Here is a 15,247-nt window from a genome sequence, read left to right as displayed (position 1 = left end):
AGGCGTATACTACGCGATTCCCCTGAAGAGTCAACCTTTATTTCGGTGTTTTCACCGGGTTGGTCTTCCTGGCTGGGTGACTTGGTTCTCGTTAGAGGAGTCGTTGTTCCCGGTCAGTGGAGGCGCATTATAGGGAGTTCTCAGAAGGGCGCAACCCCTAAATTCAAAAAACTTTTCAAGCGCGGCTTTTTTCGGCAAAACGCTGTCTTGTTCGTCGTTTTTGCCACTTTTTCCCGAAAACAGCCGTAAAAGCTGGCGCTCCCTGGCGTAAAATGAAAGATAACAATGCAGTTAAAGGAACCGCAGCCATGCAATTCGATGCTCAACAACAGGCGGCACAGCGTAATCTTTCTTATCTGCTGGCAGAAAAGCTCGGCCAACAGATCCTGGCCGGTGAATATCAAGCCGGCAGCATCCTGCCAGGCGAGATGGATTTGGCAGAAAAGTTTGGCGTCAGCCGCACTGCGGTACGTGAAGCGGTAAAAATGCTGGCGGCCAAAGGCATGCTGTTACCGCGCCCCCGCATCGGTACCAGAGTTATGCCGCAAAGCCAATGGAACTTCCTCGATCAGGATCTGCTGACCTGGTGGATGACCAGGGAGAACTTCGGCCAAGTAATGCAGCACTTCCTTATCCTACGCACGTCGCTCGAGCCTCAAGCCTGTTCATTGGCAGCAATCAATGCCACCCCGGAGCAAAAGGCGCGATTGGTCACGCTGATGGCAGAAATGCAGGCGCTACACGTGGATTTTGACCGCGAACGCTGGATTGAAGTCGATACCCAGTACCACCAGTTGATCTATGAAGCCAGCGCCAATCCGTTTCTCACCTCGTTCGCCAACCTGTTCAGCTCGGTGTATCAAAGCTATTTCCGGGCGATCACCGGTAATGAAGTGATCAAGCTGCAACACCATCAGGCCATTGTGGATGCCATAGTCGCCAGTGACAGCATCGCAGCCCTCACTGCATGCCAAACATTGTTGCAGGGGAATGCGTAAACTCCGCATCTATATATAGAAGGAAAATGAGATCACGATGACAAAATCTGCACGCAGCATGGCAGGGTTGCCTTGGATCGCCGCGATGGCGTTCTTTATGCAGGCGTTGGATGCCACTATTCTCAATACCGCCTTGCCGGCGATAGCCCACAGCCTCGACCGTTCCCCTTTAGCAATGCAATCGGCGGTGATCAGTTACACCCTGACGGTTGCGATGCTAATCCCGGTGAGCGGCTGGCTGGCCGATCGCTTCGGTACCCGGCGGGTGTTTATTATCGCCGTATCCCTGTTTACCTTTGGCTCGTTATTGTGTGCCTTGTCCCCGACGCTGAGTTTCCTGGTTGCCTCACGTATTTTACAGGGGATTGGCGGCGCGATGATGATGCCGGTGGCACGCCTTGCCCTGTTGCGGGCCTATCCGCGTAGTGAGCTGTTGCCGGTACTGAACTTTGTCACCATGCCTGGCCTGGTTGGGCCAATAATGGGGCCGCTGCTTGGCGGCTGGCTGGTGACCTACGCTACCTGGCATTGGATCTTCCTGATTAATATCCCGATAGGCTTGCTCGGCATCGTCTACGCCCGCAAATACATGCCGGACTTCACCACACCGAAGCGGCCATTTGATTTCATCGGTTTTATGCTGTTTGGCCTTAGCCTGGTTCTTATCTCCACCGGCCTGGAGCTATTCGGCGAGCAGGTGCTGGCCAATTACATTTCTCTGGGGGTGTTCCTGAGCGGCTTTGTGATGCTGTTTGGCTATATCATTCACGCCCGCCGCCACACTCAGCCACTGATTGGGCTGGATCTGTTCAAGACCCGCACCTTTTCCGTGGGCATTGCCGGTAATGTGGCCTCGCGGCTGGGGACCGGCTGCGTTCCGTTCCTGATGCCGTTGATGCTGCAGGTAGCCTTTGGCTATTCGGCGATCGTCGCCGGTTGCATGATGGCCCCGACGGCGGTGGGTTCTCTGATGGCCAAGTCTACCGTTACCCAGGTGTTGCGCTGGTTCGGCTATCGTAAGACGTTGGTGGGTATCACTATCATTATCGGCGTGTTGATTGCGCAGTTCTCACTGCAAAGCCCAGGTATGCCGCTGTGGCTGATGATTTTGCCGCTGTTTGTTCTAGGGATGGCGATGTCGACGCAGTTTACCGCCATGAATACCATCAGCCTGGCAGACCTGAACGATGGCAACGCCAGTTCCGGCAATAGCGTACTGGCAGTGACACAGCAGTTGTCTATCAGCTTTGGCGTGGCGATCAGTGCCGCCGTGTTGCGCTTCTATGGCTCGATGGAGATCGGCACCATGATCGATCAGTTCCACTACACCTTTATTACCATGGGGATAGTGACCGTCGCTTCGGCCTTCGTCTTTATGCTGTTAAGAAGAAAAGACGGCAATAACCTGATCACCGGCAAAGAGCAATCACGCAAAGAAGCGAAGGTGACCCGTTAGCGGTAACCGACAGAGTCTCTCTCCACCAGCTCTGGCGTCAGCACCAGGATCTGGGCATCACGTTCGGGGTTTTGCAGGCGGTTGATGAGCGCATCGATCGCCAGTTCTCCGAGCGAATCTTTGGGCTGATGAATGGTGCTGAGCGGTGGGGCCAGATATTTGGCCAGTTCGATATCGTCGTAACCCATCACGGCCATATCCCGTGGTACCACCAGCCCGGCCTGATACAGCGCCTGATAAACGCCGACGGCGACGGCATCGTTGCCAGCAAACACCGCATGGGGAGGCTCGGCCAACGCCAACAACTGCCTCATGGCATGCACACCGCCTTCAAACTCAAAATCGCAATACACCTCATAGCCCGGCAGGATTTCAAGACCGGCACGCTGCATGGCTCGGCGATAGCCTTCCAAACGATGGCGCGCGGTGGTTTTATCCAGCGGCCCGGCGATACAGGCGATTTGGCGATAGCCGCGAGCGATCAGATGATCGGTAGCCATTTCCCCCCCCAGCAACGAGTTATCCTGGATGATATCGTTGGCCCCTTCGAACGGCGACCAGTCCATCATCACGATCGGTAACGAGGGGTAGCGGCTCAGCGCATCCTGAGAGGGGCGGTGGTTTTCGGTACACATCACCAGTAGACCATCCACTCGCTTTTGCAGCAGCGTTTCCATGCTGCTGTTCATACGCGCCACATCTTCCTCGGTGTTGCACAGGATCAGGCTGTAGCCGCGCTCATAGCAGCTGCGTTCAACACCGCGCACCACTTCGGCATAAAACGGGTTATTGCTGGAGGTCACCAGCATGCCGATGGTGCGCGTCGTATTGAGTTTCAGGCTGCGCGCCAGTGCAGAAGGGGCATAGTTAAGCTGTTCCACGGCCACCATGACTTTGTGACGCACGCTGTCGCTGACAAAGCGATTGTTATTGATCACGTGCGAGACCGTCGAGGTTGAAACACCCGCCAGGCGGGCGACATCTTTCATGGTAGCCAAAGCGTTATCCCTGTTGCTGCAAGAAGGCGTCAATCTCTTCACGCCATGGCACGGAAGGTTGTGCACCCGGCCGGGTAACGGCAATGGCCGCCGCCGCATGAGCGAAACGCACCGCATCACTCATCACTTTGCCTTCGAGCAAAGCAGTAACCAAGGCACCGTTGAACGTATCACCGGCCGCGATGGTATCTACCGCCTTGACCTTAAAGCCCGGTACCAATTTGCCTTTACCGTTTTCGCTCAACCACACACCACGGCTACCGAGGGTGATAATCACGCAGCCGATGCCTTTATCATGCAGGATGTTGGCGGCACGCTCGGCGTCAGCGTCATTATTCACCGCGATACCGGTCAGCCGCTGGGCTTCGGTTTCGTTCGGGGTGATCATGTCGATCATCGCTAACAGTTCGTCAGGCAGCTCACAGGCCGGAGCCGGGTTGAGGATCACCTGGGTTTGGTGCTGCTTGGCCAGTTTGGCGGCGGCAATCACCGTTTCCAACGGTGATTCAAGCTGCATCAGTAACGCATCGGCATCGATAACCCGTTGCCGATAGCGGTTGAGATAATCGGGAGTGACCGCCGCGTTGGCACCGGCATCGATACCAATCACGTTCTCGCCTTCGGCATTGACGAAAATCAGCGCCACGCCGGTGGTGCTGCCAGTGATAGCTTCAATCGGTTGGGTATCGATGCGATCGGTTGCCAGCTGTTGGCGAATACGTTCACCAATATCGTCTTCGCCTACACAGGCAATAAAGGCGATATCCGCACCGCTGCGCCCGGCAGCTACCGCCTGGTTAGCCCCTTTGCCACCAAAGGCCACCTTATACTGCTGGCCGATCACCGTTTCGCCCGGCTGGGGAAACTGGTTGATATTGAGGATATGGTCGGCATTGATGCTGCCCAAAACCACCAGCTTTGCTGTTTCCATCACAGGGATCCCTTAAATTGCGCGCCATCGTCACGCCCCGTTCCGATGGCGCTGGAGATGACTTACTTGGTAACCAGTTTCAAATCAACCGGGATAGTCGCCGGTACTTTCTCGCCTTTCAAGATCTTATCTGCCGTTTCTACGCCAATCACACCGATCTGATCCGGACGCTGTGCCACAGTGGCAGCCAATTTACCGCCTTCAACCGCTTTCACACCGTCTGCGGTACCGTCAAAACCAACGACGATCACGTCCGTTTTACCGGCTGTTTGCAATGCACGCAGAGCGCCCAGTGCCATTTCATCGTTCTGTGCAAACACTGCTTGCACGTCTGGATGCGCGGTCAGCAGGTTCTGCATGACGTTCAGACCCTTGGTACGATCGAAGTCCGCCGGCTGGCTGGCCAGCAGTTTAAACTTGTTCTGCTCCAGTGACTGTTGGAAGCCTTCACCACGTTCACGGGCAGCAGATGTCCCGGCAATGCCTTCCAGCTGGATCACTTTAGCGTCAGCACCGGCTTTCTTGGCAATAAAGTCACCGGCCATTTTACCGCCCACGCGGTTGTCGGAGGCGATATGGCTAACCACTTCGCCTTTCGCTGCCATACGGTCGAGCGTAATGACTGGGATCTTGGCCTGGTTGGCCATCTTGATGGCGTTACCTACCGCGTCAGAATCGGTTGGGTTAATCAGCAGCAGTTTCGGGTTCTGCACCATCAGATCCTGCACGTTGGCCAACTCTTTCGCCGGGTTGTTCTGGGAGTCCAGCACCACCAGGTTATAACCCAGCTTGTTGGCTTCCAACTGCGCCCCCTCTTTCATCGAAACAAAGAACGGGTTGTTGAGTGTAGAAACCACCAGCGCGATGGTGTCTTTTGCCAGGGCGTTAGCACTCAGGGTGGCGGTTAACGCGATGGCCGAAACTAAGGTTGCCAGTTTTTTCATTTTCATGGTCGTGATTCCTGTAGGGGAGAGGTTACTTGTTACTTTTGTTGTCTACCAGAACCGCCAGCAGAATAACGGCTGCTTTCACGATCATTTGGTAGTAGGAAGAAACACCCAGTAAATTCAAACCGTTATTCAGGAAGCCAAGGATCAGCGCCCCGATCAGGGTACCGACGATGCGCCCTTTACCCCCAGCCAGGCTGGTACCACCCAGCACCACCGCAGCGATGGCATCCAGCTCATAGCCGGTACCCGCAGTAGGTTGTGCAGAGGACAGGCGCGCCACTTCAATGACCCCAGCCAGTGCCGCCAGCAGGCCGCACAGGGAGTAAACGATGATTTTAACCCTATCGACGCTGATACCGGAAAGGCGGGTAGCCGCTTCGTTGCCGCCCAGCGCATAAATATAGCGGCCAAGACGTGTATGATGCAGCATATACCAGGCGGCGATAAACACGATGGCCATGATCCAGATCGGGGTAGGAACGCCCAACGGACGGCCAATCCCGAACCAGCCGAAGGTGTCGGCAACGTCGGTAAAGCCGGTATTGACCGGGCTACCGTTGGTGTACACCATGGTCACACCGCGCAGTAACAGCATCATCACCAGGGTGGCGATAAAGGCCTGAACCTTGCCTTTGGCAACGATAATCCCGGTGCAGGCACCTACGGCAGCCCCCAACGCCAGCGCAGCGGCAACAGCCACCACCGCATTGACTTCAAATCCGACAATCGAAGCGGCTACCGCTCCGGTCAGCGCCAACAGCGATCCGACCGACAAATCGATGCCGGAAGTCAGGATCACCAACGTCATGCCGACCGCCATAATGGCGTTCACCGAGGTTTGCTGCAAAATATTGAACAGGTTATTAACGGTGAAGAAATTCGGGCTCATCGAAGACACCACGGCAATCAGCACCAGCAGGGCAATCAGCGATTTCTGCTCCAACAGCCACTCTTTACTGAACCAGCGCTTAGCTGCGACACTTTGTGAACTCATATCTTTACTCCTGCTTTACGCCGTATTGCTTGCCGACAGCTGCTGCCATCAGCACTTCCTGGGTGGCCTGTTCAATCGGGAATTCGCCGCTGAGGTGGCCTTCGTGCATCACCAGGATGCGGTCACTCATGCCCAGCACCTCCGGCATTTCCGAAGACACCAGAATGATGCTCAGCCCTTCCTGCTTGAACTGGTTGATTAACTGGTAGATCTCTTTTTTGGCCCCAACGTCGACGCCGCGTGTCGGTTCGTCGAGGATCAGTACCTTTGGCCGGGTCATCAAGCCACGGGCAATTGCCACTTTTTGCTGATTACCGCCGGAAAGCAGGCCAATCGGTTGCTCCATCGACGGCGTTTTAATATTGAACAGGCGAATAAAATCGCTGACGGCGATCTGCTCGTCGGCATGTTTCAGGCCACCACCGGCACGGCTGAAATAGCGTAGCGCGGTGAGCGACATGTTTTCCTTCACCGACATCCCCAGTACTAAACCATCACGCTTACGGTCTTCGGAGATATAGACGATACCGTTGGCCAGGCCGTCCTGAGGAGTACGAGTTACCACCTCATGGCCGTCCAGGTTGACGGAGCCGCTTTTACGTGGTGCCGCACCGTACAGGATCTTCATCAGCTCGGTACGCCCAGCCCCCATCAGGCCAGCCACACCCAGAATCTCACCGCGGTATAAAGTAAAGCTGACGTCATGCACGCCAGGGCCGGAAACGTGGCTCACCTGCAGGCGTTTTTCACCGCGCGGCAGATTCAGCCGTGGATACTGCTCTTCCAGCTTGCGGCCAACCATCATTTCAATCAGCGAATCTTCATTCAGTTCGGCAACCGGCCGCTCGGCAATAAATTGCCCGTCACGGAATACGGTCACATCGTCGCAGATTTCGAAGATCTCTTTCAGGCGGTGTGAGATATAAACAATACCGCGGCCTTCGGCTTTCAGCTCGTTGATCACTTTAAACAGCGAGGCAGTTTCGGTATCGGTCAGGGCATCGGTCGGCTCATCCATGATGATCACTTTGGATTCAAAGCTCAGCACCTTGGCAATTTCCACCATTTGCTGATCGCCAATCGACAATTCCCCCACCAGCCGATGGCTGCTGTAGCGCAGGTTCAAACGTGCCAGCAGTTTGTCCGCTTCGGCATACATGCGTTTCCAGTCGATGCGGCCAAAGCGGTTAACGAACTCGCGGCCAAGAAAGATGTTCTCGGCAATGGTCAGCTGCGGGATCAGGTTCAGTTCCTGGTGGATGATGCCGATACCCGCTTCCTGCGAATCCTTCGGCCCATTGAAGGCCACTTCTTTGCCGAGGAAATATTGGCTGCCCGCATCTTTATTGTAGATACCGGTCAGCACTTTCATCATGGTGGATTTGCCGGCACCGTTTTCCCCCACCAGCGCCATTACCCTGCCGGGATAAACGCTCAGGGCAGCCCCAGAAAGCGCCTTCACACCGGGAAAGGCCTTATCGATCCCTTTCAGTTGCAGTAAAGGTTGCATAGGCGCCTCAGAAAGTTACGCCGGAGCACAGGATCACGTTCGCGTAGGGCGAACATTCTCCGCTGCGGATCACGGCTCGGCTATGTTCGGTTTGCGCTTTAAACGCGCTGTGACTGATATAGCTAATGCTGATGGTATTGCCCTGGCTTTGGCCAAGCTGCGTCAGTTGAGCCAGCAACGCTTGGTGGAGCGATGGGTTATGCTTGACGATCTCTTCCGCCAGGATAGCGCTCTCTACCTGCATTTCCTGCGTCACGACACCGACAACCTGCAAAAATGTCGGCACCCCTTGGGTCAGCGCCAGATCGATACGCGGCGTCACGGCCGGGATCGGCAAGCCCGCATCACAAATCGCGATCTGATCGGTGTGGCCGAGACGAGAGACCACCGCAGAAACATCAGAATTCAGTAGTACGCCTTTTTTCATGAGTAAACTCCAGCAGCGAAACGTTTCGCTATTGAGTCAGTTTAGAAAATCAGCAGGGGAAGACAACCTTGTAATAGCGGAAATGTGATCGCCATCGAAACGTTTCGCTCGCGTTCGATAAAAGCGCAGATAAAAAAGAAGGGCCCAGCAAATGCTGAGCCCCTGATTTAGATTTCGACCTGGGTTCCCAGTTCGATGACCCGGTTGGGCGGGATCTCAAACTGGTCGGCAGCCCGCAATGCGTTGCGGCTCAGGGCGATAAACAGCTTGCCGCGTAGGAACAGATACCACGGCCGTTTGGTGAGGATCAGCGATTCATGGGACATAAAGAACGACGTCTCCATCATCCGGCATGGCAGCCCTTCCAACCCACAGCGATGGAAGACTTCCTCAACGTTCGGCGTTTCACGCCAGCCATAGCTGGCCACCACCCGCCAGAAGGTCGGGGACAGTTGTTCAATCGTTACCCGCCGGACGTTATGCACATAAGGGGCATCTTCGGTACGCAAGGTCAGCAGCACCACCCGCTCATGCAGCACTTTGTTGTGCTTGAGGTTATGCAGCAGGGCAAACGGGATCACGTTAATCGCCCGCGACATAAACACAGCGGTGCCAGGCACGCGAACCGGCGGTGATTTTTCCAGTGAGGCAATCAGCGCTTCAAGGGAGTTGCCGTGCTCATGCATCCGACGCAGCAGACGGAAGCGTTCGCTCTTCCAGGTGATCATGATCAGGAACATGACCAGAGCCAACGTCAGCGGCAACCAACCGCCGGAGAACAACTTCAGGGCGTTAGCCGAGAACATAGGCACATCAATAATCAGCAGGATCGCCAGAATACCCCCCACCAGGAAGCGATTCCAATGCCAGTTCTTGATGGCAACGGAGGTGATCAGGATGCTGGTCAATACCATGGTGCCGGTCACCGCAATACCATAAGCCGCGGCCAGGTTGCTGGAGTGCTCGAAGCCCACAATCACCAACACCACGGCGATATACAGGGTCCAGTTGATCACCGGGATATAAATCTGGCCGGACTCCATTTCCGAGGTATGAATGATGCGCATCGGTGACAGATAGCCCAGACGAACGGCCTGGCGGGTCAACGAGAAGACGCCGGAAATCACCGCCTGCGAGGCGATAACCGTGGCCAGCGTGGCCAATATCAGCAGTGGGATCAGCGCCCAGTCTGGGGCCAACAGGAAGAACGGGTTCTTGATCGCTTCTGGGTTTTTCAGCAGCAATGCCCCTTGGCCGAAGTAGTTGAGCACCAGCGAAGGCAGCACTACGGTGAACCAGGCCAGGCGGATCGGGAATTTGCCAAAGTGGCCCATATCGGCATACAGCGCTTCCACACCGGTAATCGACAGCACCACCGCACCGAGCGCGAAGAACGACACCTTCTTATATTCAACAAAGAAGTTGAAGGCCCATTTCGGGTTCAGCGCCTGCAACACTTCCGGGTTGGCGATAATGCTGCGCGCCCCCAGCACCGCTAACACGATAAACCACAGCAGCATCACCGGGGCAAACAGTTTGCCTACGCTGCCGGTGCCATGTTTTTGGATTGCAAACAGTAAGGTCAGTACCAGAATGGAGAGCGGGACGATGTAGGGATCTAGCGACGGTGCGGCAATCTCCAACCCCTCTATGGCCGACATCACCGAGATCGCCGGGGTGATCACCACCTCGCCATAGAAGAAGCTGCCACCAATCAGGCCCAGGATCACCAGCAAGGAGGTGGTACGTGCCGAGGTATGGCGCCCTGCCAAAGACATCAACGTCAATATCCCGCCTTCACCGGCGTTATCCGCACGCATGACGTAGGTGAGATACTTCAGGGAAACGATGACAATCAACATCCAGAAGATTAAGGAAAGAAAACCAAACACCACGTCGGGACGGACGTCAAAACCGTAATGGCCGGAGAAACATTCTCGCAAGGTATAGAGCGGGCTGGTGCCGATATCACCGTAAACGACCCCAATAGCCGCCAGGGTAACCGCCGATAAAGACTGTTTATGTTCTGTGCTCATAGTTTGCTTCTTTTGCTAGATCATCCGTCAACCGATGCATCAGCATCAGGCTAAAGATACGGGCTCTAAGATCCGTCACACCCGGTAAAAGGCGCACAGTATGCATCATTTATAGCACTTGCCTACTCTACTATCTGACCCCAAAAATAAACAAAATGTGAATCAACCCCCTTGTTGAGCATAGAAAAATTTTACTAATCAACCAGCTATAAGGCTAAAAATAATGATGGTTTATCATCGGATTCTCTAGCAAGATTGGCTGTCGGCCTGGGTGGCAGGCTCTAACCTCCGGACAACGCGAGCTATTTTATGGCGTCATCAACACTTCTGGCAGAACGGATCTCCCGCCTCAGCAGTGCGCTGGAGAGCGGCCTTTATGAACGGCAAGAGGCTATCAGGCTGTGCTTGCTGGCGGCCTTGTGCGGGGAAAGCGTGTTCTTGCTCGGCCCACCGGGGATCGCCAAGAGTCTGATCGCCCGCCGGCTGAAATTTGCCTTCCGCAGCGCTCGCTCATTTGAATACCTGATGACGCGCTTTTCCACGCCCGAAGAGGTGTTTGGCCCACTGTCGATCCAGGCACTGAAAGATGAAGGCCGCTATCAGCGCCTGACTGCGGGTTATCTGCCCGAAGCCGAGATCGTGTTTCTTGATGAAATCTGGAAGGCTGGCCCGGCTATCCTCAATACCCTGCTGACCGCCATCAACGAGCGCCGTTTCCGTAACGGCAATAGTGAAGAGCCCATTCCGCTGCGCCTGCTGGTCACCGCCTCCAATGAATTACCCGAGGCCGATAGCAGCCTTGAAGCGTTGTATGACCGTATGTTGATCCGGCTGTGGCTTGATAAGGTGCAGGATAAGCAGAATTTCCGCTCTCTATTGGTGGCCCGGCAGAACGAAAGCGACAACCCGGTACCCGAGGCGCTGAGCATCAGCGATGAAGAGTTCCACCAATGGCAACCGCAAATAGATAAGGTCAAACTGCCGGAAAACTGCTTTGAGCTGATTTTCCTGCTGCGCCAACGGTTAGACGCTTTGGAACAGGCACCTTATGTTTCTGACCGGCGTTGGAAGAAATCCCTGCGCTTGCTGCAGGCCTGTGCCTTTTTCAGCGGCCGCGACACCATTGTGCCGTTGGATTTAATGCTGTTGAAGGATTGCCTGTGGCACGATCGGACATCATTAAAATTGTTACAGCAACAAGTCGATCAGTTGCTGACCGAACAGGCCTATCAGCAACAAACCTTGTTGATCCAGCTACAGCAGATCCACACCCGCTGGATGCAGCATCAACAGCAGCAGAGCCATCGCCAGGCCATCCAACTGGTGAAAAAAGGCGGCATGTTCAGCCGTAAGCCACAATATGTGCTGGAGCATCCGCTCACTGGCACCACTTTGACGCTGCTGCTGCAAAAACCGTTACAGTTGCACGACATCCAGGTTAACCACCTGAGTATCGAAAGCAGCATGCTGGAAAACTGGCTGCAAAAAGGCGGTGACGTGCGCGCCAAGCTCAACGGCATTGGTTTTGCCCAGCAGATCGATCTGGACGTCGATGAGCAATTGCACCTGACCGTGCTGGACGTCAGCCGCCAGCCCTCCCTGCTGGCCCTGCCGGGTAAGCCGACCGGGGGAACCCCACCAGAATTCCTGGACGAAATAGAAACACTAAGCCAGCGCCAGGCGGAACAGCGGCGGTTATTCAGCCAGCATCAGCCTTGCCTGTTCACCCCTGCCGCCGGGTTGGCGAAAATTGAAGCCAGCCTGTTGCAGGTGGCCGAGCAGATCAAACAGCTGTCCCAGCAAATGCGCGGCCAGTAACCATGCTGAGCCTCGAAACGCTCGATATGCTGCTGTCGATCTCCGAAGGCGAGCTGATCGAAGAGCTGATCATTGGCATGTTGGCCACGCCGCAGTTGGTGGTATTTTTCAATAAATTCCCGGCGATACGTCGGGCGATCAACCGCGATCTGCCTCATTGGAAGCGGCAACTGAAAGATCGCATTCAGCAAGCCGTGGTGCCGCCGGTGCTGGCGCAAGAGTTTTACCGCTATCAGCAATGCCAGTTGGAAAGCCACGGCCAGTTCTCGCAAAACCTTAACGATACGCTCGATCTATTACGCCAATGCGCGTCGCCGTTTTACGCCCAGGCACGGAGTATGGTGGATGCCGCAGATCTCCCCGCTCATCCGCTCGATGGCAGCTTCCAAACCCTGTTTCTGCAACGCTGGCGCATTAGCCTGACGCTGCAGGCCACGATGCTGCACCATAAGTTACTGGAGCAGGAGCGTGAACAACTGATGGCCGAGCTGCAAGAACGGCTGGCTCTGAGCGGCGCACTGGAACCGGTGCTGGCAGAGAACGACACGGCCGCGGGCCGATTGTGGGATATGAGCAAAGGCCATTTACAACGTGGTGACTACCAACGGCTGGTGGAGTACGGAGACTTTCTGCAACAGCAGCCAGAGCTACAAAAGCTGGCACAACAACTGGGCCGCAGCTATGAAGCCAAGGCGGTGCAGCAACAAGATGCGCAGCCTGAACCATACCGGGTGATGGTGCAGGTACCCGCCATTCAGCCGGAAGAGGTCAGCGGTATACACCAAAGTGACGACATCCTGCGGTTACTGCCACCCGAACTGGCAGCGTTGGGCATTGAAGAGTTGGAGTTTGAGTTTTACCGTCGGCTGCTGGAAAAACGCTTGCTGACCTATCGCCTGCAAGGGGATGCCTGGCAGGAACAGATCATGATGCGCCAGGTCACTCATCAGCAGCAGGACCGGCAGCCACGCGGGCCGTTTATTGTCTGCGTAGATACCTCCGGCTCAATGGGCGGCTTTAATGAACAATGCGCCAAGGCCTTTTGTCTGGCACTGTTGCGCATCGCACTGGCAGACAACCGCCGCTGCTACATCATGCTGTTTGCCAGCCAGATTGTGCACTATGAACTGACGGCCGCCAGCGGTATCGAACAGGCGGTGCGGTTCCTGGGTCAACATTTTCGTGGCGGGACGGATTTGGCCGCCTGCCTGAATGCCACCGTCAGCAAAATGGCGGAAAGCGACTGGTTTGACGCCGATGCGGTGATTATTTCCGATTTTATTGCCCAGCGGCTGCCGGAAGAGGTGTTCAAGAAAGTGAAGTCACAGCAGCAAAGCCACCAGCAACGCTTTCATGCGGTGGCCATGTCAGCCTATGGTAAACCCGGCATCATGCGCATCTTCGATCATATCTGGCGCTTTGATACCGGGTTAAAAAGCCGTTTACTACGGCGCTGGAGTCGCTAGCTTTTACAGCAGCCCTTCAACGCTCTCGCGTACTTCTGGTCCCCACACGCCACACTGTACTTGCCCAATATGCGACAGTTGCAGCAACAGCATCACCAGGCGTGATTGACCAATCCCGCCACCAATCGTCTGAGGCATTTCACCACGCAGCAGGGACTGGTGCCATTCCAACTTCAGGCGATCCAGATCGTCGGTTAACGCCAACTGATGTTGCAGCGCCGCCGCATCGACACGGATGCCCATCGAGGAGAGTTCAAACGCATCCTGCAATACCGGGTTCCACACCACGATGTCACCGTTCAACCCTTTCAGCCCTTCAATACCTGGCGTGGTCCAGTCATCATAATCCGGTGCACGCACGTCATGGGATTTGCCATGTGAGAGTTTGCCACCAATACCAATCAGGAATACCGCTCCCAATTCTTTGGCGATCGCACGTTCACGGCCTTTGGCATCCAGCTCAGGGTAACGTTGCAGCAGCGTTTCGCTGTGAACAAAGTGGATCTTTTCTGGCAGGAACGGTGCCAGACCAAATTCACGGCTCACCGCGGCTTCCGTTTCTTTTATAGAGGCATAGATCCGCTTGACGGTATCTTGCAGGTAAGCCGGGCTACGTTCGCCATCTCCCATAACACGTTCCCAATCCCACTGATCGACATACACCGAGTGGATCGGCGTCAGGCGATCTTCATCCGGGCGCAGCGCTTTCATATGGGTATACACACCTTCACCCGCGCTGAAATCGTGCTCGCCCAGGGTTTTACGCTTCCATTTAGCCAGCGAGTGCACTACTTCAAACGTCGAGTCCGGCAGGCTTTTGACTTTCACCTGAACGGCTTTTTCGCTGCCAGAAAGGTTATCTTGAGTACCGTCACCCAGTCGGCTGAGGATCGGAGCCTGCACTTCAATCAGGCCAAGCTGCTGTTCCAACTGGCGAGAGAAGAAGGATTTCACGAAGCTGATTTGTTGTTGTTTTTGGATAAACTGCTTTTTCATTGCCGTATCTCTTGAATAACCTGTCTAGTTGCCAATGATTAAGCAACAGAATGGCACCTAAATTCAATATCCATCAATCAATATTGCCTTTTCGCTTTTAATCGGTCATTTTTAAACGGTGATAATTCAATAATCAGCAATTAAAGGGGCATTTAATGGCAGAAATTTATCAGATCGATAATCTCGATCGCGGCATCCTCAACGCATTAATGGAAAATGCCCGCATGCCTTACGCTGAACTGGCGAAGAATTTTGCCGTCAGCCCCGGCACCATTCATGTGCGGGTGGAGAAGATGAAGCAGGCCGGGATCATCACCGGAACGCGGGTTGATGTGAACCCAAAACAGCTGGGCTACGACGTCTGCTGCTTTATCGGCATCATATTGAAGAGTGCCAAGGACTACCCTTCGGCGCTGAAAAAACTCGAAAGCCTGGAGGAAGTCGTGGAAGCCTATTACACCACCGGTCACTACAGCGTGTTTATCAAGGTGATGTGCCGCTCGATCGATGCGTTGCAACAGGTACTGATCAACAAGATCCAGACCATCGACGAGATCCAGTCAACGGAGACGCTGATCTCGCTGCAGAATCCTATCATGCGTACCATTACGCCTTAGGCTGGTGTTTGTTAGGATAGCTATATAGATAAAAAAGGAGCAATGCAATC

14 protein-coding genes are annotated in these 15,247 nt (G+C 54.8%); 6 read left to right on the top strand and 8 right to left on the bottom strand.

The features are described 5' to 3' along the window. The 3 genes from N6G83_RS47260 to mdtD form a co-directional block, all read left to right on the top strand. Positions 1 to 249 (top strand): hypothetical protein (locus tag N6G83_RS47260; RefSeq protein ID WP_235163242.1); only part of this gene is annotated, 249 nt, incomplete at its 5' end. A gap of 59 nt (positions 250 to 308) precedes the next feature. Further along, the gene (locus N6G83_RS47255) at positions 309 to 998 is read left to right on the top strand and encodes a FadR/GntR family transcriptional regulator (protein WP_211134671.1); all 690 of its coding nucleotides are present in this window, start codon (positions 309 to 311) and stop codon (positions 996 to 998) included. A gap of 37 nt (positions 999 to 1,035) precedes the next feature. Continuing rightward, positions 1,036 to 2,454, top strand: a complete 1,419-nt coding sequence (mdtD, locus tag N6G83_RS47250) for a multidrug transporter subunit MdtD (RefSeq protein WP_211134670.1) — start codon at positions 1,036 to 1,038, stop codon at positions 2,452 to 2,454. Here mdtD and rbsR read toward each other — a convergent pair. The 7 genes from rbsR to kup form a co-directional block, all read right to left on the bottom strand. Beyond that, entirely contained in the window at positions 2,451 to 3,452 is a 1,002-nt protein-coding gene (gene rbsR / locus N6G83_RS47245; protein WP_024527392.1) for a ribose operon transcriptional repressor RbsR, read from the bottom strand. The two genes, mdtD and rbsR, sit on opposite strands and share 4 nt — an antisense overlap. A gap of 4 nt (positions 3,453 to 3,456) precedes the next feature. After that, positions 3,457 to 4,383: a ribokinase gene (gene rbsK / locus N6G83_RS47240; RefSeq protein WP_024527391.1), complete on the bottom strand. Its 927-nt coding sequence runs from the start codon at positions 4,381 to 4,383 to the stop codon at positions 3,457 to 3,459. 62 nt (positions 4,384 to 4,445) lie between these two features. Then, positions 4,446 to 5,333 carry a ribose ABC transporter substrate-binding protein RbsB gene (rbsB, locus tag N6G83_RS47235; RefSeq protein WP_211134669.1) on the bottom strand — a complete coding sequence of 296 codons (888 nt, stop codon included), beginning with the start codon at positions 5,331 to 5,333 and terminating at the stop codon, positions 4,446 to 4,448. A gap of 25 nt (positions 5,334 to 5,358) precedes the next feature. Continuing rightward, positions 5,359 to 6,327, bottom strand: coding sequence for a ribose ABC transporter permease (gene rbsC / locus N6G83_RS47230; protein WP_024484670.1), 969 nt, complete (start codon positions 6,325 to 6,327; stop codon positions 5,359 to 5,361). Positions 6,328 to 6,331: 4 nt separating this feature from the next. Continuing rightward, on the bottom strand, positions 6,332 to 7,837 hold the full coding sequence (gene rbsA / locus N6G83_RS47225; protein WP_211134668.1) for a ribose ABC transporter ATP-binding protein RbsA: 1,506 nt from the start codon (positions 7,835 to 7,837) through the stop codon (positions 6,332 to 6,334). A 7-nt stretch (positions 7,838 to 7,844) separates the two neighbouring features. Further along, a complete protein-coding gene (rbsD, locus tag N6G83_RS47220) occupies positions 7,845 to 8,264 on the bottom strand; it encodes a D-ribose pyranase (RefSeq protein WP_074030802.1) in 420 nt (139 codons plus the stop codon). Between the two features lie 167 nt (positions 8,265 to 8,431). Further along, a complete protein-coding gene (kup, locus tag N6G83_RS47215) occupies positions 8,432 to 10,300 on the bottom strand; it encodes a low affinity potassium transporter Kup (RefSeq protein ID WP_024527387.1) in 1,869 nt (622 codons plus the stop codon). A 309-nt stretch (positions 10,301 to 10,609) separates the two neighbouring features. On the opposite strand from kup, the gene ravA reads away from it, so the two are divergent. Continuing rightward, complete coding sequence (ravA, locus tag N6G83_RS47210) at positions 10,610 to 12,118, top strand: ATPase RavA (RefSeq protein WP_074030804.1); 1,509 nt, start codon at positions 10,610 to 10,612, stop codon at positions 12,116 to 12,118. Positions 12,119 to 12,120: 2 nt separating this feature from the next. Then, entirely contained in the window at positions 12,121 to 13,584 is a 1,464-nt protein-coding gene (viaA, locus tag N6G83_RS47205; RefSeq protein WP_211134667.1) for an ATPase RavA stimulator ViaA, read from the top strand. Positions 13,585 to 13,587: 3 nt separating this feature from the next. On the opposite strand, the gene asnA is transcribed toward viaA, so the two are convergent. Further along, positions 13,588 to 14,580 (bottom strand): aspartate--ammonia ligase, encoded by a 993-nt coding sequence (asnA, locus tag N6G83_RS47200; protein WP_211134666.1) that lies wholly within the window; start codon positions 14,578 to 14,580, stop codon positions 13,588 to 13,590. A gap of 155 nt (positions 14,581 to 14,735) precedes the next feature. Here asnA and asnC point away from each other — a divergent pair, with 155 nt between their 5' ends. Continuing rightward, complete coding sequence (gene asnC / locus N6G83_RS47195) at positions 14,736 to 15,197, top strand: transcriptional regulator AsnC (protein WP_021181440.1); 462 nt, start codon at positions 14,736 to 14,738, stop codon at positions 15,195 to 15,197. Positions 15,198 to 15,247: the final 50 nt, after the last annotated feature.

The sequence above is a fragment of the Serratia sp. PL7 genome (genome assembly GCF_945957435.1).
Note: the sequence above shows the minus strand (reverse complement) of the source record. Positions and strands in the feature narration are given on the sequence as shown.

Bases quoted from the DNA above. Each gene is read 5' to 3' on its own strand.
- rbsA (WP_211134668.1), bottom strand. From the start codon at position 7,837: ATGCAACCTTTACTGCAACTGAAAGGGATCGATAAGGCCTTTCCCGGT.
- rbsD (WP_074030802.1), bottom strand. From the start codon at position 8,264: ATGAAAAAAGGCGTACTACTGAATTCTGATGTTTCTGCGGTGGTCTCT.
- asnA (WP_211134666.1), bottom strand. From the start codon at position 14,580: ATGAAAAAGCAGTTTATCCAAAAACAACAACAAATCAGCTTCGTGAAA.
- mdtD (WP_211134670.1), top strand. From the start codon at position 1,036: ATGACAAAATCTGCACGCAGCATGGCAGGGTTGCCTTGGATCGCCGCG.
- N6G83_RS47255 (WP_211134671.1), top strand. From the start codon at position 309: ATGCAATTCGATGCTCAACAACAGGCGGCACAGCGTAATCTTTCTTAT.
- rbsK (WP_024527391.1), bottom strand. From the start codon at position 4,383: ATGGAAACAGCAAAGCTGGTGGTTTTGGGCAGCATCAATGCCGACCAT.
- viaA (WP_211134667.1), top strand. From the start codon at position 12,121: ATGCTGAGCCTCGAAACGCTCGATATGCTGCTGTCGATCTCCGAAGGC.
- rbsC (WP_024484670.1), bottom strand. From the start codon at position 6,327: ATGAGTTCACAAAGTGTCGCAGCTAAGCGCTGGTTCAGTAAAGAGTGG.
- asnC (WP_021181440.1), top strand. From the start codon at position 14,736: ATGGCAGAAATTTATCAGATCGATAATCTCGATCGCGGCATCCTCAAC.
- kup (WP_024527387.1), bottom strand. From the start codon at position 10,300: ATGAGCACAGAACATAAACAGTCTTTATCGGCGGTTACCCTGGCGGCT.
- rbsB (WP_211134669.1), bottom strand. From the start codon at position 5,333: ATGAAAATGAAAAAACTGGCAACCTTAGTTTCGGCCATCGCGTTAACC.
- ravA (WP_074030804.1), top strand. From the start codon at position 10,610: ATGGCGTCATCAACACTTCTGGCAGAACGGATCTCCCGCCTCAGCAGT.